23 protein-coding genes are annotated in these 18,999 nt (G+C 45.4%); 10 read left to right on the plus strand and 13 right to left on the minus strand.

Annotation, left to right across the window (positions count from 1 at the left end):
• Window positions 1-12 precede the first annotated feature (12 nt).
• On the minus strand, window positions 13-1,182 hold the full coding sequence (locus ICN33_RS07490) for an acyl-CoA dehydrogenase family protein (protein WP_216195878.1): 1,170 nt from the start codon (window positions 1,180-1,182) through the stop codon (window positions 13-15).
• Window positions 1,183-1,342: 160 nt separating this feature from the next.
• On the opposite strand from ICN33_RS07490, the gene ICN33_RS07495 reads away from it, so the two are divergent.
• From ICN33_RS07495 to ICN33_RS07510, 4 genes are all read left to right on the plus strand, one after another.
• Window positions 1,343-1,846, plus strand: coding sequence for a YqaA family protein (locus ICN33_RS07495; protein WP_216195879.1), 504 nt, complete (start codon window positions 1,343-1,345; stop codon window positions 1,844-1,846).
• 113 nt (window positions 1,847-1,959) lie between these two features.
• Window positions 1,960-2,736, plus strand: a complete 777-nt coding sequence (locus tag ICN33_RS07500) for a 3-hydroxybutyrate dehydrogenase (protein WP_216195882.1) — start codon at window positions 1,960-1,962, stop codon at window positions 2,734-2,736.
• Between the two features lie 144 nt (window positions 2,737-2,880).
• Window positions 2,881-3,459, plus strand: a complete 579-nt coding sequence (sodB, locus tag ICN33_RS07505; protein ID WP_216195883.1) for a superoxide dismutase — start codon at window positions 2,881-2,883, stop codon at window positions 3,457-3,459.
• 29 nt (window positions 3,460-3,488) lie between these two features.
• Window positions 3,489-4,082, plus strand: a complete 594-nt coding sequence (locus tag ICN33_RS07510; protein WP_216195885.1) for a urate hydroxylase PuuD — start codon at window positions 3,489-3,491, stop codon at window positions 4,080-4,082.
• Window positions 4,083-4,168: 86 nt separating this feature from the next.
• Here ICN33_RS07510 and ICN33_RS07515 read toward each other — a convergent pair whose 3' ends face one another.
• The 3 genes from ICN33_RS07515 to ICN33_RS07525 form a co-directional block, all read right to left on the minus strand.
• On the minus strand, window positions 4,169-5,338 hold the full coding sequence (locus ICN33_RS07515; protein ID WP_216195888.1) for an NAD(P)/FAD-dependent oxidoreductase: 1,170 nt from the start codon (window positions 5,336-5,338) through the stop codon (window positions 4,169-4,171).
• Window positions 5,339-5,396: 58 nt separating this feature from the next.
• On the minus strand, window positions 5,397-5,564 hold the full coding sequence (locus ICN33_RS07520; RefSeq protein WP_370623235.1) for a rubredoxin: 168 nt from the start codon (window positions 5,562-5,564) through the stop codon (window positions 5,397-5,399).
• A gap of 61 nt (window positions 5,565-5,625) precedes the next feature.
• Complete coding sequence (locus tag ICN33_RS07525) at window positions 5,626-6,111, minus strand: rubrerythrin family protein (protein ID WP_216195892.1); 486 nt, start codon at window positions 6,109-6,111, stop codon at window positions 5,626-5,628.
• A gap of 144 nt (window positions 6,112-6,255) precedes the next feature.
• Here ICN33_RS07525 and ICN33_RS07530 point away from each other — a divergent pair, with 144 nt between their 5' ends.
• Both ICN33_RS07530 and ICN33_RS07535 read left to right on the plus strand, forming a co-directional pair.
• A complete protein-coding gene (locus ICN33_RS07530) occupies window positions 6,256-7,161 on the plus strand; it encodes a hydrogen peroxide-inducible genes activator (protein ID WP_216195893.1) in 906 nt (301 codons plus the stop codon).
• 82 nt (window positions 7,162-7,243) lie between these two features.
• On the plus strand, window positions 7,244-8,344 hold the full coding sequence (locus ICN33_RS07535; RefSeq protein ID WP_216195895.1) for an alkene reductase: 1,101 nt from the start codon (window positions 7,244-7,246) through the stop codon (window positions 8,342-8,344).
• Between the two features lie 57 nt (window positions 8,345-8,401).
• Here the strand turns inward: ICN33_RS07535 and ICN33_RS07540 are convergent, their stop codons facing one another.
• The 5 genes from ICN33_RS07540 to ICN33_RS07560 form a co-directional block, all read right to left on the minus strand.
• A complete protein-coding gene (locus ICN33_RS07540; protein ID WP_216195897.1) occupies window positions 8,402-8,578 on the minus strand; it encodes a hypothetical protein in 177 nt (58 codons plus the stop codon).
• A 23-nt stretch (window positions 8,579-8,601) separates the two neighbouring features.
• Entirely contained in the window at window positions 8,602-9,138 is a 537-nt protein-coding gene (locus ICN33_RS07545) for a cytochrome b (RefSeq protein WP_216195899.1), read from the minus strand.
• A 97-nt stretch (window positions 9,139-9,235) separates the two neighbouring features.
• Window positions 9,236-9,427 (minus strand): hypothetical protein, encoded by a 192-nt coding sequence (locus tag ICN33_RS07550; protein WP_216195901.1) that lies wholly within the window; start codon window positions 9,425-9,427, stop codon window positions 9,236-9,238.
• Between the two features lie 23 nt (window positions 9,428-9,450).
• Complete coding sequence (locus ICN33_RS07555) at window positions 9,451-10,092, minus strand: hypothetical protein (protein WP_255530706.1); 642 nt, start codon at window positions 10,090-10,092, stop codon at window positions 9,451-9,453.
• Between the two features lie 159 nt (window positions 10,093-10,251).
• Window positions 10,252-11,397 carry an L-lactate dehydrogenase gene (locus tag ICN33_RS07560; protein ID WP_216195903.1) on the minus strand — a complete coding sequence of 382 codons (1,146 nt, stop codon included), beginning with the start codon at window positions 11,395-11,397 and terminating at the stop codon, window positions 10,252-10,254.
• Window positions 11,398-11,543: 146 nt separating this feature from the next.
• Between ICN33_RS07560 and ICN33_RS07565 the strand changes: the two genes are divergently transcribed.
• Both ICN33_RS07565 and ICN33_RS07570 read left to right on the plus strand, forming a co-directional pair.
• Window positions 11,544-12,446 carry a DMT family transporter gene (locus tag ICN33_RS07565; RefSeq protein WP_216195905.1) on the plus strand — a complete coding sequence of 301 codons (903 nt, stop codon included), beginning with the start codon at window positions 11,544-11,546 and terminating at the stop codon, window positions 12,444-12,446.
• A 124-nt stretch (window positions 12,447-12,570) separates the two neighbouring features.
• Complete coding sequence (locus tag ICN33_RS07570; protein WP_216195907.1) at window positions 12,571-13,719, plus strand: aminotransferase class V-fold PLP-dependent enzyme; 1,149 nt, start codon at window positions 12,571-12,573, stop codon at window positions 13,717-13,719.
• 92 nt (window positions 13,720-13,811) lie between these two features.
• Here the strand turns inward: ICN33_RS07570 and ICN33_RS07575 are convergent, their stop codons facing one another.
• The gene (locus ICN33_RS07575; RefSeq protein WP_216195909.1) at window positions 13,812-14,441 is read right to left on the minus strand and encodes an FABP family protein; all 630 of its coding nucleotides are present in this window, start codon (window positions 14,439-14,441) and stop codon (window positions 13,812-13,814) included.
• Window positions 14,442-14,522: 81 nt separating this feature from the next.
• On the opposite strand from ICN33_RS07575, the gene ICN33_RS07580 reads away from it, so the two are divergent.
• A complete protein-coding gene (locus tag ICN33_RS07580; protein WP_216195911.1) occupies window positions 14,523-14,789 on the plus strand; it encodes a protein tyrosine phosphatase in 267 nt (88 codons plus the stop codon).
• A 15-nt stretch (window positions 14,790-14,804) separates the two neighbouring features.
• Here ICN33_RS07580 and ICN33_RS07585 read toward each other — a convergent pair whose 3' ends face one another.
• Both ICN33_RS07585 and ICN33_RS07590 read right to left on the minus strand, forming a co-directional pair.
• Window positions 14,805-15,782, minus strand: a complete 978-nt coding sequence (locus ICN33_RS07585) for a DMT family transporter (protein ID WP_216195913.1) — start codon at window positions 15,780-15,782, stop codon at window positions 14,805-14,807.
• A 6-nt stretch (window positions 15,783-15,788) separates the two neighbouring features.
• Window positions 15,789-16,673 (minus strand): NAD(P)H-hydrate dehydratase, encoded by an 885-nt coding sequence (locus tag ICN33_RS07590; RefSeq protein WP_216195915.1) that lies wholly within the window; start codon window positions 16,671-16,673, stop codon window positions 15,789-15,791.
• Between the two features lie 64 nt (window positions 16,674-16,737).
• Here ICN33_RS07590 and ICN33_RS07595 point away from each other — a divergent pair, with 64 nt between their 5' ends.
• The gene (locus ICN33_RS07595; protein WP_216195916.1) at window positions 16,738-18,153 is read left to right on the plus strand and encodes an MBL fold metallo-hydrolase RNA specificity domain-containing protein; all 1,416 of its coding nucleotides are present in this window, start codon (window positions 16,738-16,740) and stop codon (window positions 18,151-18,153) included.
• A gap of 14 nt (window positions 18,154-18,167) precedes the next feature.
• Here the strand turns inward: ICN33_RS07595 and ICN33_RS07600 are convergent, their stop codons facing one another.
• On the minus strand, window positions 18,168-18,986 hold the full coding sequence (locus ICN33_RS07600) for an ABC transporter substrate-binding protein (RefSeq protein ID WP_255530707.1): 819 nt from the start codon (window positions 18,984-18,986) through the stop codon (window positions 18,168-18,170).
• Window positions 18,987-18,999: the final 13 nt, after the last annotated feature.

Here is an 18,999-nt window from a genome sequence, read left to right on the forward strand (position 1 = left end):
ATATCAGTTCTCTTAGAAAGACCTTGGTAGACCAAGTACATGTTCGGCAATGTAGGAGTAAATCAAATTTGTAGAAATTGGAGCCACTTGATAGAGGCGAGTCTCTCTAAACTTACGTTCGACATCGTATTCATTGGCAAAGCCGAATCCACCATGTGTTTGTAGGCAGACATTGGCTGCTTCCCAGGATGCTTTAGCAGCCAGGTACTTGGCCATGTTGGCCTCAGGTCCGCAGGGTTGGTGATTATCAAATAACTCGCAAGCCTTAAAGCGCATCAGGTTGGCAGCCTCAGTCTCGATATAGCTATCGGCAATCGGAAACTGAATCCCTTGATTTTTTCCAATTGGACGATCAAAAACAACACGATCATTAGCATAGCGACGGGCGCGGTCAATAAACCAATAGGCATCACCAATACATTCGGCGGCAATTAATACGCGCTCTGCATTGAGGCCATCCAGAATGTATTTAAAGCCTTGGCCTTCCGTGCCGATGAGATTCTCAGCGGGGATTTCAAGATTATCAAAAAACACTTCGTTAGTTTCATGGTTGACCATGTTGGCGATTGGCCTTACTTCCATCCCTTTGCCAATGGCATCAGCAAGGTTGACGATAAAAATCGACATCCCTTCCGACTTGCGTTGCACTTCATTCAGTGGAGTGGTGCGAGCCAATAAAATCATGAGGTCAGAATGTTGAATGCGGGAGATCCAAACTTTTTGACCGTTGACTACATACTTATCACCCTTCTTTACTGCGGTAGTTTTTAGTTTGGTTGTATCGGTTCCAGTTGTGGGTTCGGTAACCGCCATGCTTTGGAGTCGCAATTCACCCGAAGCAATCTTAGGAAGGTACATTTTTTTCTGGATCTCTGAACCATGACGCAATAAGGTACCCATGTTGTACATTTGTCCGTGACATGAGCCTGAGTTACCACCCGAAAAATTGATCTCTTCCATGATCACAGAGGCCTCAGCTAGGCCTAAACCAGAACCACCGTATTCCTCCGGAATTAAAGCAGCCAACCAACCAGCTTTAGTCATCGCATCCACAAAAGCTTCTGGATAGCCTCGCTCATGATCTATTTTTTGCCAATAGGCGGAATCAAAAGAACTACAAAGATCACGCAATGCTTCACGCATATCTTGATACTGGTCAGGCTTGGGGATAGGGTGATTCATGAAAGTCTCAATTTATAGGTTTTATGGGTGATTTACCGATTTAGGTGCTAGTTTAAGCAAGAATTGAAAATCTTGGGGATTGGGTAAAACAAGGCAAAATAGACTTAATGAGATCCAAAGTAATTCACCCGCATGCTGGCACCTTAAGGGCTATTGCTTAATGGAACATATGTTCGAGCATTTTTTTGGATGGTTTGGAATGCCCTCGGTGGGTTTGCCAGCGGTATTCATCAGCGCATTTATTTCCGCAACATTAATACCAGCCGGATCCGAGCCAATTTTATTTGGCTATATCACTCTGAACCCTCAATTATTTTGGGTTGCAATTATGGTTGCCACCGTTGGTAATACATTGGGCGGAATGGTTGATTGGTGGTTGGGGGTAGTGGCACGTAACAGCTTTAAGGCGATGGATGAGCCTAGTAATAGCCGCCTGAAGCGCTGGCTTGGGGAGTGGGGCCCTAAGTTATTGCTGCTATCTTGGTTGCCAGGATTGGGTGATCCCTTGTGTCTGGCAGCAGGATGGTTAAAGCTCCCATGGCAGCCATGCCTTATTTATATGTTTATTGGCAAGCTAATACGTTTCATTTTGTTTACTTGGTTGCTAACTTTAGTCCCAGATAGTTTTTGGCATCAACTGGGGCATTGGCTGCATCTGATTTAAATCTAGCTATTCTGGTGCATTACCTTAGGGTGTTTTCAGCACATCCTGTAACATCAAGTTTTGGGCATGGCGATAGGAAGAATGCCCTCTAGTTAACTTGATACGGTAAAGATATGTCCACATTAAAAGGTAAAACTGCTCTAGTCACTGGCTCTACTAGTGGCATTGGTTTGGGAATGGCCATTGCATTGGCAAAGCAAGGTGCAAATATTATGGTGAATGGCTTTGGTGAGAAGGATGAAGCCATTGCCAAAATTAAAGCCTGTGGTGTAGAGGTTGATTATCACGGCGCAGATATGAGCAAGCCTGCTGAGATCGAGGACTTGATTAAGCAAACAGAAAAACGTTTTGGTACGCTCGATATACTGATCAATAACGCTGGTATTCAATACACTGCAAACATTGAAGAGTTTCCAACAGATAAATGGGATGCCATCATCGCCATTAATTTAAGTTCTGCATTTCATACAACACATCATGCATTGCCCGGTATGAAAAAACGTAACTGGGGTCGCATTATTAATATTGCTTCAGTGCATGGCTTGGTTGCATCTACCCAGAAGGCAGCTTATGTTGCTGCTAAACATGGCATTATTGGCCTCACAAAAGTTACCGCTCTTGAAAATGCGCGAACTGGTATTACCTGCAACGCCATTTGTCCAGGTTGGGTTTTAACTCCGCTAGTGCAGAAACAGGTGGATGCTCGCGCAGAGCGCGAAGGTATTTCTATTGAAGCTGCCAAGACTGCCCTGGTATCCGAGAAGCAGCCCTCTGGAGAATTTGTCAGTCCCGAGCAATTGGCGGCCCTGGCAGTATTTCTTTGTGGGGCTGATGCATCTGAAGTTCGTGGGGTGGCTTGGAATATGGATGGCGGTTGGACAGCCCAATAAACTGCTTCAGGCTGAGTCCCGTTAGATGCCGGCGCGCTTTTTGCCGGCATTTTTCTTAGCCCAAACAAAAACCCCAGAATAGTCTATAGTTATCGAAAAATAGACCACATTTTGCTTAATGTAATTAAAAGGAATATAGATCAAATGGAACACACATTACCTCAGTTGCCATATGCACTGGATGCTTTAGCTCCATATATCTCCAAGGAAACTTTGGAGTATCACTATGGTAAGCACCACCAAACTTATGTCACTAATTTGAATAATTTAATCAAAGGCACTGAGTTTGAAAATGCTTCTCTTGAAGATATTGTTAAGAAATCAGCAGGTGGTGTTTTCAATAATGCCGCACAGGTTTGGAACCATACGTTTTATTGGTTGGGAATGAAGCCAAATGGCGGCGGTGCACCTACTGGCGCATTGGCCGATGCCATTAATGCTAAGTGGGGTTCATTTGATAAATTCAAAGAAGAGTTTACAAAGTGCGCTGTAGGAACTTTTGGATCAGGCTGGGCTTGGTTGGTAAAAAAAGCAGATGGCAGTCTCGATCTAGTATCTACTAGCAATGCTGCAACCCCGCTTACTACGGATGCAAAAGCACTGCTTACCTGCGATGTTTGGGAGCATGCTTACTATATTGATACTCGTAATGCGCGACCAAAATATTTGGAAAATTTTTGGAATTTGGTTAATTGGGATTTTGCAAATCAAAACTTTGCTTAATGAACTAACTCAATATTTAGGAACACTATATGACTTCTATCTTGACCTCTTTGGGACGTACCGTTTTTGCGGGATTTGTCCTCCTTGTTTTAATTATCTTGGCTTTGGGCGGCAACTTTAGCTCTGTTGAACTCCCGTTTATTTTCCGTTGGTTGCACGTAATGTTTGGTGTGATGTGGATCGGTTTGCTCTGGTACTTTAACTTCGTGCAAATTCCTTCGATGCCAAAGATTCCGGATGAGCAAAAACCTGCTATTGGTAAAGTGATTGCTCCAACGGCATTGTTTTGGTTCCGTTACGCGGCTTTGTTTACAGTAGTAACCGGTTTAATTGTTGCTGGTTTAAATGGTTACTTGCATCAAGCTTTTACCTTGCAAGCTCCGTTCCGAGCAATCGGTTTGGGTATGTGGATTGCTTTGATAATGGCCATTAACGTTTGGTTCATTATTTGGCCAAATCAAAAGCGCGCTTTGGGCATTGTTACCGTTGAAGCTGATGTAAAGGCAAAATCTGCTCGTGTTGCAATGTTGACCTCCCGCTTAAACACAATGCTATCAGTACCAATGTTGTTCTTGATGGTTGCACAATCACACAACACTACTTGGTTTGTGATCGTTTCTTAATCACTGTCAGTGAGACAAACAAAAAGGCCCGCTCTGCGGGCCTTTTTGTTTCCTTGATGCAATGAAGTCAAGGAGTAGGGCGATGTTTAAGCTAAGATGGCTGGCAATTCCTTGGTCAAGGCACCACGCTGCGCGGTAGCTGTTCCCATGAGAACAAAGCCCAATAACTTTCCATCCGCAGATTCGAAGCGAGACTCTAGACCGCCTTCAATGGATGTTGTGATCCACTTACCTTCGGCGCCTTTAGATGGCGGAGAAACGATGGTGGCTAAGGCAGGTGTTTTCACCATCACCGGCATTGCGGGATAGGTGAGTGCAGTAGTTTGCCCTATCAAGGTTGGAGCCAATGCTCTTGCAGCTTGCATGATGGGCATCACGTAAGGCAAAACCAAGCCTTCAACTTCGGCACAATCTCCAATAGCAAAGATATTTTTAATATTGGTTTCGAGTTCGCGATTTACCTGAATGCCAATGCCGGCATTGATACCAGTAGCTTTAGCCAATTCAATTCTAGGCTTTAGTCCAACAGCAGATAAAAAGACATCGCAAGAAATCAATTTGCCATTCGCTAGAGTGACTTGCAAAGAATCTCCTTGCCGATCAATTGCTTGAACTGTTGTAGAGAGATGCCAGCGTACACCGGCAGCGCTTAATTTACCTTGCAACTCAAGAGCTGCAGCCTCGGGCAAGAGGCGACCTAAAGCCTGTGGAGCTAGATCAATAACATCTACTTCATAACCACCCAACACAAGATCATTAGCAAATTCGCAGCCAATGAGGCCAGCACCTAGAATCGCAATCTTCTTTTTCCCATTGATGGCATCACGAAAACGCGCATAGTCCTCCAAATCATTGACAGTAATGACTTCATTGGCAGCGCTACCTTGGAGTGGCAAGCGGATTTGATCAGCACCCAAAGCCATGACCAGTTTTCCGTAAGGGATCTCTCCTTTATTGGTCTGAATGGTTTGTGTACCAACATCAATAGCGCTGACATCACACTCCACTAAAACGGTTAGCTCTAGTTGTGTTGCCATGCCATCTGTCGGCGTAGAGATTAACTGCGCAGCTTCTTTCTTGCTGGCGAGAGCGGTCGAGAGCATGGGCTTGGAGTAAAAATATCCAGGCTCGCGTGTCACCAGGGTAATTGGAACTGCTTTATCCAATTTACGGATTTCACGGATGACGGTGTAGCCAGCTAATCCACTGCCAATGATGACAATCGCAGATTGGGATTGAGGGGTGGTTTGATCCAAAGCTAAGCTCTCCAAATAACGAAAAAGTAAAACAGGGTACGGGGGTAATGAATTGGTCTTAGCTTACTTGAACCATTTCAAAGTCGGCCTTTGCTACGCCGCAGTCAGGACATTCCCAGTCATCTGGAACATCCGCCCAAAGTGTTCCGGCGGGAATCCCATCCTCCGGGATTCCTTTTGCTTCGTCATAGATATAGCCGCACACGATACATTGATAAGATTTCATATTCATTCCTTAAATAGTTTGTTGATTTTAGATTTAATTCCCAATTCTTTCTGAGTCCTGCTTATTGGGCTGCAAAAACCTTTGCTTTTTCCAAAGCTTGCTTATAGTGGTTCGCATGGCGCTCTTCAACATTGGCTAGTGCGGCGAAGCGTTTTGCTGCTTTAGCCAATACCGCCTGAAATTGCTCAGCATGCTCTTTGGATTCCGCAATTTGCCCATCAATTTCCTGTATCGCGGCAGCATTACCTTCTTCCACTGCTGTTTTACGAAATGATGGATACATTTCAGTGTATTCATAAGTTTCGCCTTCAATGGCGATCTCTAAGGCACGTTCGGGCGTGATTGTGCCAGCAGGGTAGAGTAAATCCAAGTGGCCAAACGCATGCATCACTTCTTGATCGGCAGTCGCTTCAAAGATCTTTGCAGTTTCTTCATCGCCAGCAGCGCGAGCCAATTTAGCAAAATAACGATACTTGATATGAGCCATAGATTCGCCTGCGAAGGCAGACTCTAAGTTGTGGATAGTTTTGATTTCTGGGCGGGTCATTTTGATTCCTTTGTTTAAACAGATGGTTTGTTGAGTTTTCAAGCTTGCTTTCTCAACCATGAATACAGTGTGCGCTTAATTTATTAATCAGTCCAATGAATCATTATGATAGTATTTATCTAATTATTCGATAATGGAGGGGAAATGGCCAATCTACCGTCTTTACGGCAACTGGGGTATTTCGTTGCATTGGCAAAAGAGCTCAATTTCACCCGTGCAGCCCAAGCCTGTTTTGTAGGGCAATCGACTTTAAGTGCTGGACTAAAGGAGCTAGAAGATGCTCTAGGAATTCATTTGGTGGAGCGTGATCGCCAAAATGTTTCCATTACCCCCATTGGGCTAGAGGTGCTCGAACGTGCCAAACTGATCTTGGCAGCATCGCAGGATTTGGTTGAATATGCAGGCGCTACTGGTAAGCCAATGACTGCAACCATTCGATTGGGCGTCATACCAACCATTGCGCCATTCTTACTGCCTGCAGTCTTACCAGAAATTCGCAGACGTTTTCCGGAACTCAAGGTCACCCTCAGGGAGGATCTCACTGCAAACTTACTGTCAAGATTGGCTGAGCATAAATTAGATTTTGCTTTGATTGCCTTGCCCTATGATGTTGAGGGTCTTCTTGTTCAAGAATTATTTGATGATCATTTTTGGCTAGTTGCTAAAGAGGGGGATCCTGCCTTAAAAGGAAAAGAAGTGACCTTGCCAGCCAAGATGGCTGAGCGCCTTTTATTGTTGGAGGAGGGTCATTGCTTGCGAGACCATAGTTTGCAAGCATGCAAGCGCGCCGATATTCGGAAGGCAGAAGGCTTGGAAGCCACTAGCTTGCTGACCTTGTTACAAATGGTGGAGTCTGGTCTTGGCATCGCCTTACTTCCTGGCTTGGCAGTAAAAAGCAGTCTATTAAATAATTCTGAATTAGTGGCAAAGGAGTTGGCATCCCCGGCACCTAAACGAGTGATAGCTTTAGTGGCAAGACCCTCTACCGCACATACCCAAGAATTTAGTGCGCTGGCCAACTGTATTCGTGAGCAATTTGGGGTAACTTAAACACTCCCACACTTGTTCTGCAAATTAAATCAATTCTTGTTAAAGTCTCCCATCTTATTTATTACTCACTAAAAGGCAGCAAATGTCAGGCAAAGAAATGATGTTCACTCCGGTCAATCTTGGATCGATTCAATTAAAAAATCGTCTAGTGATGGCGCCGCTTACTCGAATGCGTGCAGTTGACGGTGATGTACCCAGCCCGTTAGCAAAAACCTACTACGCACAACGGGCGAGTGCCGGATTAATTATTACTGAGGCTACGCAAATTTCTCCTTTGGGCAAAGGTTATCCAGCTACCCCTGGCATCTATTCTCCCGAGCAAACTACAGCTTGGAAAGAGATTGTTGCAGCAGTGCATGCTAAGGGCGGTTCGATTGTTGCCCAGTTATGGCATGTGGGCCGCATCTCTCATTCTTCTTTGCACCCAGAGCAGGGTATGCCTGAGGCGCCCTCCGCAATTGCTGCGGCTGGTCAAACCTATGGTGCAGATTGGAAGCTGCATGACTATGAGACACCAAAAGCAATGAGCTTGGAAGATATTGCTCGCTTACTCAAAGAGTTTGAAGTCGCTGCGCAAAATGCAAAAGCTGCTGGTTTTGATGGTATTGAGATTCACGCAGCGAATGGCTATTTGCTGGACCAGTTCCTGCAAGACAAAACCAATCAACGTACCGATGAATTTGGTGGCTCGATTGAGAATCGCCTGCGCTTGCTGAGTCAAGTGATTGAGGCTGTCAGCAAAGTATTTCCAAGTGATCGGGTGGGGGTTCGTCTTTCACCATACGGCACATTTAACGATATGAGTGATAGTGATCCAGTAACTTTGTTTACTGCAGTAATCGCAAAACTCAATACTTATAACTTGGCTTATGTGCACATGATCGAGCCTCGCTCAACTAGTGCTGGCGGCGGCGATCAAGTCTATGAAGATGCTCCTGTTACTTCAGAGATGTTCCGTACCGCTTATCAAGGAAAATTTATTACAGCTGGTGGCTATGACCAGGCAATGGGTGAAAAGGTGTTAGAAGAGGGCTTAGCCGATGCAGTCGCTTATGGACGACTCTATATTGCTAATCCGGACTTAGCGGAGCGATTCCAGCAGGGCGCTGCTCTCAATCCCTATGATCGCACTACTTTTTATGGCGGCAAGGAAGTTGGTTACACAGACTACCCAAGTCTTTAATGAGCGACCCCAGTAATGGGGTGTACTCTGATCAATCCCGCTCTTAAAAAAGCGGGATTATTTTTTGTCTTCGGGATCTTTTAGTAAATCGTACTGATTAGCGACAAGCAACATTGCAAGGGAAGCGCAACCCATCGCAAAAAATTGCCATTGGTGCAGCATTGCAGTTCCCACAACAGTCATCAAGACTGTCCAGCCTATTGCCATCTTGGCTTTTTTAGAAAGTGGCTTCATTTAATGATTGCTCCGTCTTTAGTTTAGGCGCGTACCTTGTTCAACATACGACGAAGTGTATCGTCCTTTATGACGTAATGTTGCCATAAGCCAGCTAAGGCATGAATACCAATTAAAAAGTAGAGTGAGTTTCCGAGAAATTCATGAATTCCTTCAACGACTTTTTTCATCTCTGGATTGGGGGTAAGCAGTTGAGGCCATACCAAGCCAAAGAAGTGGATTTCTTTGCCGCCATACTGAAAATACAGGATGCCAAAGATAGGGGATATCAAGAGCAGGGCATAGAGTAACCAATGCATTGCCTTGGCTAAGGTAACAAATAAAGGTTTTGGGTTCGTGGGTTTAGGAACGCCATACTTTAAGCGGATCACTAGGCGAATCGCCATTGCTATAAAAATAAGCTGTCCAATGACACCATGGACTGATTTGCATAGCTCACGAGGCTCACTTCCTTTAGGGAACTGCCCCTTGAGCTCAATCACCGCAAAAGCAGCCACAACTAGGGCGGCAACAAGCCAGTGGAAGAATATAGAAGCTGGGTGGTATTCAGTTCTTGTCATGGCTGCTAAGTATTAAGTTGATTCATCATAAATGATAATGAATCTCATTAACATTAGCAATATCAGGGGTATTTCCCTCTAATTTAGCCAACCAATCTCAGTTATTAAGCCTGACCTTGGCGCTGAGTTCGTTTACTGCGCCCCGTTTATCTACTTGGGAGAGTCTCAGAGCTTCAACTTCAAAGTCTAGTTGTCCAGGATGAAATTCTTCGTCATTTCGCAGGTGAATGACATAGGTCCAGACCAGTTCGCGACCACGGTTTTTAAAGACATCAACTACACGTTTCATCTGGACCGCCTTTATGGTGAAGCTTATTTATTACCGACAGATGGGCTACTTACATTCATCTGTTGAGCGAGGTTATTTTTTAATGCCACCAAGTTTCTGGCCTCAATACGAATGACCCCGCCCCTAGGGCTATCAATATCAGCAATTAAAAAGAAGGATACTGAAACGACAAAAGGGAAGATCATGAATAGACCAATATTCTTCTCAAAATTGCGCGCACCAAATCCGACCAAGAGGTTGGCGCAAATGGCGATCGCTGCCATCAATGCCCAGGCCGTAAAAGGGATGCGGTTCCACCAAGCAGCTTGTGCGTAACCTTGGGAATTAAGAACCTCATTCATGCCGGAGGCAACTAGTGCCATGACTGGGGTGGCCTGCGTGCGAACAGTCGGAAGAATTTCATTCCAAAGGGCAGTTTGCAATTGATCTGTTTTACTGCGGATTTCTTGAATCTTATCTGGACTCTGTTTTGAATAAAACAGAATGCGTTGGTCTATGTATTGAAGGAGTAAATCTTTAGTCGCTGCCGACGCTTTAGGGGGCAGTAGATCAGCCCTTAAATACTCAGTTCCAATGGCATTTGCCTCGCCCTCCTCAAATACCTCTCGCTGATCATGGCGATCAATAGCCATTGAAAAAGTAAAGCCAATAATCAGGGCTAACAAAGTTAATGTAGCCGTCTGAATAATGCCGAGATCTGCAGATGTCTCTGTGTCTTTTGTACGGAAGCGACCCAGTATGGCGTGCCCAAACCAAACGGAGAAGGAAAATACTAGGATCGATATGCCAAAGATTGCAAGAGGGTAGTTGAGGAGATGAAAAATTTAAAAGGTTCCTGGATACAAAATATCTTTAGTTACATTCTGAATATCGCGATGGCCAGTAAATGCCATAGTGATATCCAACTCGTTATGAATAATCTCTAAGCACTTGGTTACACCTGCTTCACCCATAGCGCCCAATCCATAGAGGAATGGGCGACCAATCATTGTGCCGCGTGCGCCCAAGGCCCATGCTTTTAGAACGTCTTGACCTGAACGAATACCGCCGTCCATCCACACTTCGATGTCCTTGCCAACAGCATCCACAATTCCAGGTAAGGCCTGAATGCTAGAGATCGCGCCATCTAATTGACGACCGCCATGGTTGGAAACAATTAATGCATCTGCCCCAGAGTTTGCTGCTAAGCGAGCATCACCTTCATCCAAGATTCCTTTGATGATGAGTTTGCCGCCCCAAAGTTTTTTGATCCACTCAACATCACCCCAATTAAGCCCTGGATCAAATTGCTCTGCAGTCCAAGAGGATAGGGAGGACATATTGCCTACACCGGTAGCGTGCCCAACAATGTTGCGGAAAGTTCTACGCGGCGTCATTGCCATTCCAAGACACCAGCGAGGCTTGGTGGCCATATTGATCATATTGGCAATCGTCAGCTTAGGAGGGGCTGAGAGACCATTCTTTAAATCCTTATGACGCTGCCCTAGGATTTGCAAATCTAAGGTTAAAACGAGAGCAGAGCATTTGGCTGCTTTAGCGCGCTCAATCAAGCGCTCAATAAAGCCGCGATCTTTCATGACATAGAGTTGAAACCAAAATGGTTTCGTAGTGCGCTCTGCGACATCTTCAATTGAGCAAATGCTCATAGTAGACAAACAGAATGGCACACCAAATTTCTCGGCAGCTTGAGCTGCCAATATTTCACCATCAGCATGTTGCATGCCAGTAAGGCCAGTAGGCGCAAGAGCAACTGGCATTGCCACTTCTTGACCGACCATCGTTGTCTTGGTGGTGCGGTTAGTCATATTTACTGCTACACGCTGGCGCAGCTTAATCTTTTGAAAATCAGATTCATTGGCGCGGTAGGTTGATTCAGTCCATGATCCAGAGTCAGCATAGTCATAGAACATCTTGGGGGTGCGTTTTTGATGGAGGACCCGCAAGTCTTCTATATTGGTAATGATTGCCACAATGGTTCCTTCGGATTGATGCTCATTTGTTGAAGCAAAAGCTTAATTTAAGCTCTATCTTAGCAATACCGGGGATTTGTTTCTACAATGCTAGGGTATCCCTTGCTTGGGGACCTCAAATAACTCATTCCCTAATACGCTGCTGAATGCATCAACTGAATTTTTCCACCATTTTCTCCTTGCTGACAGCTACGGCCTTATGGGCCGGCAATGCAATTGCTGGGCGCGTATTGGTGGGTAGCATTTCTCCAATTACCTTAAGTGCAGCACGCTGGGGATTGGCCGCCTTACTTTTGCTGCCTTTGGGTTGGCGCGTCTTCACGCCAGGAAGTGCCTTGTGGCAAAACAAGAAACGCTTCCTGCTCTTGGGTTTATTCGGGGTAGGTAGTTATAACGTGCTGCTCTACCTTGCGCTGCAAACCTCCACTGCTATTAATGTCACCTTGATTGGTGCCAGCATGCCGATTTGGATGTTATTCATTGGCGCAGTGTTTTACCAAGTGAAGCCTAGCATCTTGCAAATGGTTGGCGCATTGGTGAGTTTGCTAGGCGTGGGTATTGTGCTTTCACGAGGAGATCTGGCAGCTCTTCTATCTATGCAGATGGTTGTGGGGGATCTTTTAATAATGCTGGCCACTATCTTGTGGGCTTTTTACAGTTGGATGTTAAGTCGTCCGGGATCCAGTACAGAGCGTCAATGGCCGTGGGCTGAATTTTTAATGGCGCAAGTAACGGTAGGTCTGTTGTGGACAGGTTTTTTTGACAGCTTTGAGATTGCAGCTGGCCACGCTTTTATTGATCTCAATTGGTGGACTGCATCGTTGATTCTCTTTGTCGCCATTGGCCCCTCTCTCATTGCTTATCGTTGTTGGGGTTACGGTGTTAATGGGGCAGGCCCTACGGTGGCCGCCTTTTTTGCTAATTTCATCCCCTTGTTTACTGCGCTTTTATCAGCCGCGATGTTGGGTGAGCCTCCTCAGGTCTTTCATGGCCTTGCCTTTACTTTGATTGTTGCCGGCATTGTTATCTCCTCCAAAAGAGGGAAGTAAGTCAGATAAATCAGGCAAAACAGGCAAAAATGCCCTTTTAAGTGGGTTTTTGGCCCTGAGCCCCCAAAAAAGTCGTAAATCGGTATCATTTAGGGCTAATCACTGAAATCCCTAGGAAATTACTATGCCAGGCTTACTTCCCAATGTTGATCCAGACGGTTTATTAGAGTTCTCGGTCGTGTATACCGACCGCTCTTTGAATCACATGTCTGAAGAATTCAAGCGTGTAATGGTCGATATTTCGAGCGTCCTGAAAGACGCTTATAACGCCAGCTCTGCAGTGATCGTTCCTGGTAGCGGCACTTTTGGTATGGAAGCAGTTGCCCGCCAATTTGGCAATAATAAGAAATGCCTAGTCCTACGCAACGGATGGTTTAGCTATCGTTGGACGCAAATTTTCGACTTGGATAGTTCTTTCAAAGATATCTCCATATTAAAAGGTCGGCAAGTAGATAACTCTGCTCAAGGTGCTTTTGAGCCTGCTCCAATTGAAGAGGTGGTTGCATTCATTAAGAAGGAAAAGCCTGCGGTTGTTTTTGCGCCGCATGTAGAAACTTCAGCGGGCATCATTCTTCCTGATGACTACATCAAGGCAGTTGGTGAAGCAGTACGCTCTGTTGATGGTATTTTTGTATTGGACTGCATCGCCTCAGGCGCAATGTGGGTTGATATGAAAGCATGTAATGTTGATGTGTTGATTTCAGCTCCGCAAAAAGGCTGGAGTAGCTCACCATGCTGCGCGTTGATCGCGCTGGGCGAGAGAGGTCGTGAGCGCATTGACTCTACTCAAAGCACTAGCTTTTCGATGGACTTAAAAAAATGGTTGCAGATTATGGAGGCCTATGAAAAAGGTGGCCACGTGTATCACACCACTATGCCTACGGATGCCTTAAAGATTTTGCGTAACGTGATGAAAGAAACCCAGTCACTTGGTTTTGCAGCACTTAAAGCTAAGCAAATTGAATTGGGCACTAAGGTTCGCGATCTTTTGGTATCCAAAGGTTACCCTTCGGTGGCTGCTAAGGGCTATCAATCTCCAGGCGTCATCGTGAGCTTTACCAAAGATCCTGATATTCAATCTGGTAAGAAGTTCATTGCGCTAGGCTTGCAAACTGCTGCTGGCGTTCCTTTGCAGTGTGATGAGCGTCCAGACTTCCGTACCTTCCGTCTTGGATTGTTTGGTTTGGAAAAATTAGCCCATGTTGATCGCACAGTTGGACATCTTGCAACTGCATTAGAGAAAATTACTGAGGCTGAAGCTCAGCCTGCTTAATCAACTCAAGTAGTACAGTATTAAAAATAAAGGCCATCATCTGATGGCCTTTATTACCTTTAGCGAAACGAAATCCAAATTGATGAAGCGACTTATCTAGCCAAGGGATTCGGGGTAGCGTCACCAATTTTGTGAAGCGTGTTGTTATCAACGTGATGAAATAGTTCTGCCTGACCTTTGATCTTCATGACAGTGTCCTGCTCATAAGACCAGGTGCCATCATCATGAGTGGAAACCTGAATCCGAAACTCCACCGTTCTAAATGCGTAATCTAAAAATGGGTTGGATGATATTCCTGCGCATCGATCACCTTCTTTGGCATAAAGCTCAAATTGCTTTGCATCTGAGGTGGCATTACCTGTGGCCATTGTGATCATGCCACGCGGTATGCTAAGCGTATGAATCACGCTACCGGTAGCAGGCTCCCAGAGCCAGTAACCCACTTGGTCATGATAGGTCTTTACTTGATCGGGCTTGGTGATATGGGTGTGATACCTCAAGCCATAAAACAATTGAGGGCCATTCGTTTGGGGATCGATAGGTTGAAGCTCAATGCGTTCTTCATAAGCTTGTTTCTTTGGACCTTCAGCTTTGGGTTTGACATCTAAGCCACGAATGCCTTCCCAAATTCCGGCCATGCCAGTCAAGGGCCCAAGCTGCTCTAGGGTGTTCACTGAATAGCCTTGGGGCTCAGTAAAAATGTCGCTGGGGAAATGGCTCATAACCAACCTTTTAAAAATGAAGCATTAATGTCAAATTTTTGAGTATTATTAAACTATCCACAAACTCTCTTGGAGAATGACATGATTTCACGTATTGTGCGCTTGAGCTTAGCCTCCCTTATTACCGCTGCTATCGGTATTACTCCAATTTCCGTGATGGCTGCTGATCCAGCGCCTGCGCCAACTCCAGCCGCGGCTCCAGTTGCTGCGCCTGCTTCGACTCCAGCGGAAAAATCTGCAGAGAAGAAAGCTAAGAAGAAAGCAAAGAAAGAAAAAAAGGCTGAGAAAAAAGCCAAAAAGAAATCTAAGAAGAAATCTAAACCAGCCGCTGACGCTGCAGCTCAGTAAAGTAAATCAATCCCTTTAATTAAGGGGTTCTGCACTATCTAAATCATCAGATCTTTTGGGGTCTGGTGATTTTTTTATTGGAGCATCCTTGCGCACTAGCAACCACATCGCTGCCATAACCAAAGTCATGCCGCTAATTTGTATCCAGGTAATGGGCTCTGCCAAAATTAAATATCCCATGAAGATGGTAGACACTGGACCCAGTATTCCAGCTTGTGCTACCAAGGGAGACCCAATCCGATTAATAGCAATCATGATCAGTAGCATTGGAATGACGGTACATAAGCTAGCGTTCAAAAGACTAAACCCATAGATCTGCGGCAATTGTTGAAAAATTGCCAATGGATTGTGAATGGTTGACTGCGCAATACTCAGAATGGCGGAAGCGGAGCTTGCATAGACCACTAGGCGTACGCTACCAATGCGTTTGACCATCTCACCGGCACCAATCATATAAGCCGCATAGGAACAGGCGCTGCCAAATACAAGAGCCATGCCAAACCAAGCGCTGATACCGGTGGAGTTGGCATCTTGAATAAAAACGATAAAAACCCCGATGTAGCCAACGACTAGTGCATACCACTGCAAGCGGGAAATGGGTTTCTTTAAAACAAAATAGGAGATCAACAGAACAATCGTAGGCGTGAGATAAAGAACAATTCTCTCAAGACCAACCGAGATATATTGAAGACCCAAGAAGTCGACATAGCTTGCTAAGAAGTATCCTAAAAAGCCGAGGAAAAATAATTTACCGCGATCAAGCCAAGTAATTGGGCTCATTTCTTTACGGCGAGATTCCCACCAGAAGATTCCCCAAAACAAGGGAAGGGCCATGAGCATGCGTAAGGCCAAAAGTGTTTCTGCATTTGCTCCGTACTCAAACGCTAGTTTCACCAGAATGGCTTTTCCAGAGAAAAGCATGGAACCCACACCGGCCATCAAAATGCCATAGAGGTAGCGTCGATGATGGTGAGCTGCGCTTACAGAATGCATCGCTATTTATAACAGTTTATTGAGAAGTGCTCGCATTTCTAGAATGGTTTCGGAGGGAGTAAGGCCAATGGGTCCAACCCCTTTGCTTACTAGGTTATCTGCCGCATGGGCATGTAGCTCAACTGCAATCCCCGAGGCTTGCCATAGATCTAGCTGATGACGCACGCCTTGACCGGCGATAGCAGCAATACTTCCCGTCAGAATGTCTCCCATACCTCCAGTACCCATGCCTGGGTTACCGGCGAGACACTGAGCGGGTGGGTGCTGTGGTGAGGCAATGAGAGTGTGCTGTCCCTTCAGAACCACAATTGATTGTGTTAGTTCAATGAGTTGTTGAATGGCATCTACGCGATTGGCTTGCACTATTTCAGTTGTGGTCTTTAAAAGCTTCGCTGCTTCGCCAGGGTGAGGGGTGAGAACTGTAAGCCCCGGAAAATCGGAGTTACGCTTCTTCAAGCAATCTAATAGCCCAACATTCTCGCTAATAAGATTGAGAGCATCAGCATCAATGACCAGTGGAATATTGGGATAGGCAAGTGATGCGCGTAGACATTGATAAGCCAATTCTGATTTACCAAGTCCTGGACCGATGGCAATGACATCAGGCTGCGTAGCGAGGAGTACATCATTAATATTGTCTGTGGCAAGACGAATCATGAGTTCAGGTTGATTGGCATCGGCATGCGCTGAAGCGGAATCTAACATTTCTAAGATAGTCCAACCGGCTCCAAGATGTAAACAGGCATTTCCCGCCAAAATAAGGGCACCAGCCATTCCTGGCGCACCACCTATTAAAACTACTTTCCCAGCATTGCCTTTATGTTCTGCAGGTTTGCGTCGCAGTAGCTTGGCTAGCTTGAGAGTGTCTAGGGTGGCTGGTTGCGGCTTCATGTGGTTAGTATCGCTCTGAATTGGGCAGTATTGAGCTAATTATAGGAAAGAGTATGCTCGTCATATGAAGATCCAATTTCTTGGTGCGGCAGGCGAGGTAACGGGCTCACGTCATTTGGTTGAAGTCATGTTATCTGGAAAGCTAAGACATTTCATGGTTGACTATGGAATGTTTCAGGGTGGGCGAGAGGCAACCAATAAAAATCTCGAGCCACTACCATTCTCACCAAAAGATCTCGAATTTGTAGTGCTAACACATGCGCATATTGACCATAGTGGTTTATTGCCTCGTCTTTGCGCTCAAGGATTTTCAGGACCCATCTACTGTACAAATGCTACCTTTGAGTTATTGAAAATTCTGTTGCTCGACAGCGCCCATTTGCAGCGCGCAGATGTAGAGAGGGCTGAGAGAAAGATTAAGGTAGGCAAATGGCGCGGAGAAGTGCCGGTTGCCTTATATTCTAGAGAAGAGGTGGAGATGACTCTGACCCAGTTCCAGCCATTGGAGTATGGGCAGTTAGTTGAATTGTTGCCAGGAATCCAGTTAGAGTTTCGCAACGCTGGACATATTTTAGGTTCCGCAATTGCCCTTATCAATATCACCGAAGATGGGCTTGAGAAAAAGTTATGTGTCTTTTCGGGAGATATTGGTATGAAGGGGAAAGTCTTAATGCCTGACCCGGAATTAATTAAAGGCGCGGATATCGTGGTAGTTGAGTCTACCTATGGTGATCGCTTACATCGCAGCTTGCAAGATACTGAGGATGAGTTGGTTGAAGTGATTGCTTCAACAATGAGTGCACATGGCAATGTAGTCATGCCAGCCTTTGCGGTAGGGCGCACTCAAGAAATACTATTTCTTTTAATTGACTTGGTCAGAAGGGGGCGCCTACCCCATTTAAATATTTGGGTAGATTCACCGATGGCTACTGCAGCAACTCATCTCACACAGCACTTTTTCTCTCAATTAGATGGCCAGTCTCAAGCTACTTTTGAGTGGTATAAAAATAATCCAGGCGCAGCAGATCTTCGCTTTATCGCCGATGTTGAAGAATCTAAGGCGTTGAATAAAATTAAGGGTGGTGCAATCATTATTTCTGCCAGCGGTATGTGTGATGCTGGTCGTATAGTGCATCATCTAGCCAGCAATTTACCGCGAGCACAAAATGCTATTGTGATAACGGGATTCCAGGCTTATGGAAGTCTCGGTAGGCGCTTGGTGGATAAGGTGCAGAAGGTTCGATTGTTTGGTGAGGAGGTGCCTGTAAAAGCCTCGATCCATACGATTGGCGGTTTATCTGCCCATGCTGATCAGGCCGGATTGCTTGATTGGCTCAGGGGATTTGAGCGCCCTCCAAAAACAGTATTTGTTGTACACGGTGAGCCAGAGTCATCTTCTGTATTGGCTGCAAGCATCAGAGAAGAATTGCATTGGGATAACGTCATTATCCCTGAGCGTTTACATTCTTATCGGTGCTAACCCATTTAGAACAATTAGTCAGCTACTTTTGCGCCTTGGATGTTATGACGCTTCATGGATTCCGCTACAAATCCAGATTGCTTTAACTCTGCGATGACACTACTCAAGAAAGCATTTGTAGTTTCATAGCTGGACCTTGCCTTTGGAATGCCAATTGCTTGATTAATCACCATGAAACGACCCGGTAGCATACGAAGACCTTCGTAGCGCTTTGCATCACTCTCTAGCTGCTGCTTTACACCTGCCGCCACATTTCCTAGTCCAGACATAAAGTCATCAATGACCGCTTGCGAACTCGCTGCTCTTAATAGGGTGGCATTCTTAATCTCACGCGTCAGATAAAGATCATAAGCGCTACCTTTCCCAACGACGATTTCATTGCCTGCAGCATCCACCTCTGCATTTGTCTTTAAAGGGGATGAAGTCTTCACCATATAAGCCCCTTCAATTTGAATGTAAGCCGGGGTATAGCTGATATCGGCGCCGCGAACGGGATCGATGGCCACAAATACTAAATCGATATCTCCAGTCTTCACCGCGTCGACCGTTGCGCCCGCAGTTTTGAAAGGGATGAGTCGCACAGGCAATGAAATGCGTTTTCCTATTTCATTGGCTATATCAATGGTTACTCCATATAGATTTTTTGAGGCGAGATCTTCGTTTGCAAGAATGGGATTGCCTAAATTAATGCCGACACGCAGAGTGCCAGTTGGCGCAAAAGAGGTGAGCGATGTGGAATCAATGGTTTTCATAGTGGCAGATGATTGACTAATAGCAAATTGAGGTAAGCACAGAAGCGCAAGCGAAGTGATTAGAAAAAGTAGTGACTTCATCAAAATATTGAGA

It is taken from the genome of Polynucleobacter sp. UB-Tiil-W10 (genome assembly GCF_018881605.1).
GTDB lineage: Bacteria > Pseudomonadota > Gammaproteobacteria > Burkholderiales > Burkholderiaceae > Polynucleobacter.

Coding starts and splice junctions, on each gene's coding strand:
- ICN33_RS07510 (WP_216195885.1), top strand. CDS start 3,489: ATGACTTCTATCTTGACCTCTTTGGGACGTACCGTTTTTGCGGGATTT.
- ICN33_RS07530 (WP_216195893.1), top strand. CDS start 6,256: ATGGCCAATCTACCGTCTTTACGGCAACTGGGGTATTTCGTTGCATTG.
- ICN33_RS07550 (WP_216195901.1), bottom strand. CDS start 9,427: ATGAAACGTGTAGTTGATGTCTTTAAAAACCGTGGTCGCGAACTGGTC.
- ICN33_RS07570 (WP_216195907.1), top strand. CDS start 12,571: ATGCCAGGCTTACTTCCCAATGTTGATCCAGACGGTTTATTAGAGTTC.
- ICN33_RS07500 (WP_216195882.1), top strand. CDS start 1,960: ATGTCCACATTAAAAGGTAAAACTGCTCTAGTCACTGGCTCTACTAGT.
- sodB (WP_216195883.1), top strand. CDS start 2,881: ATGGAACACACATTACCTCAGTTGCCATATGCACTGGATGCTTTAGCT.
- ICN33_RS07575 (WP_216195909.1), bottom strand. CDS start 14,441: ATGAGCCATTTCCCCAGCGACATTTTTACTGAGCCCCAAGGCTATTCA.
- ICN33_RS07600 (WP_255530707.1), bottom strand. CDS start 18,986: ATGAAGTCACTACTTTTTCTAATCACTTCGCTTGCGCTTCTGTGCTTA.
- ICN33_RS07585 (WP_216195913.1), bottom strand. CDS start 15,782: ATGCATTCTGTAAGCGCAGCTCACCATCATCGACGCTACCTCTATGGC.
- ICN33_RS07495 (WP_216195879.1), top strand. CDS start 1,343: ATGGAACATATGTTCGAGCATTTTTTTGGATGGTTTGGAATGCCCTCG.
- ICN33_RS07535 (WP_216195895.1), top strand. CDS start 7,244: ATGTCAGGCAAAGAAATGATGTTCACTCCGGTCAATCTTGGATCGATT.
- ICN33_RS07580 (WP_216195911.1), top strand. CDS start 14,523: ATGATTTCACGTATTGTGCGCTTGAGCTTAGCCTCCCTTATTACCGCT.
- ICN33_RS07520 (WP_370623235.1), bottom strand. CDS start 5,564: ATGAAATCTTATCAATGTATCGTGTGCGGCTATATCTATGACGAAGCA.
- ICN33_RS07565 (WP_216195905.1), top strand. CDS start 11,544: ATGCATCAACTGAATTTTTCCACCATTTTCTCCTTGCTGACAGCTACG.
- ICN33_RS07540 (WP_216195897.1), bottom strand. CDS start 8,578: ATGAAGCCACTTTCTAAAAAAGCCAAGATGGCAATAGGCTGGACAGTC.
- ICN33_RS07490 (WP_216195878.1), bottom strand. CDS start 1,182: ATGAATCACCCTATCCCCAAGCCTGACCAGTATCAAGATATGCGTGAA.
- ICN33_RS07525 (WP_216195892.1), bottom strand. CDS start 6,111: ATGACCCGCCCAGAAATCAAAACTATCCACAACTTAGAGTCTGCCTTC.
- ICN33_RS07545 (WP_216195899.1), bottom strand. CDS start 9,138: ATGACAAGAACTGAATACCACCCAGCTTCTATATTCTTCCACTGGCTT.
- ICN33_RS07590 (WP_216195915.1), bottom strand. CDS start 16,673: ATGAAGCCGCAACCAGCCACCCTAGACACTCTCAAGCTAGCCAAGCTA.
- ICN33_RS07595 (WP_216195916.1), top strand. CDS start 16,738: ATGAAGATCCAATTTCTTGGTGCGGCAGGCGAGGTAACGGGCTCACGT.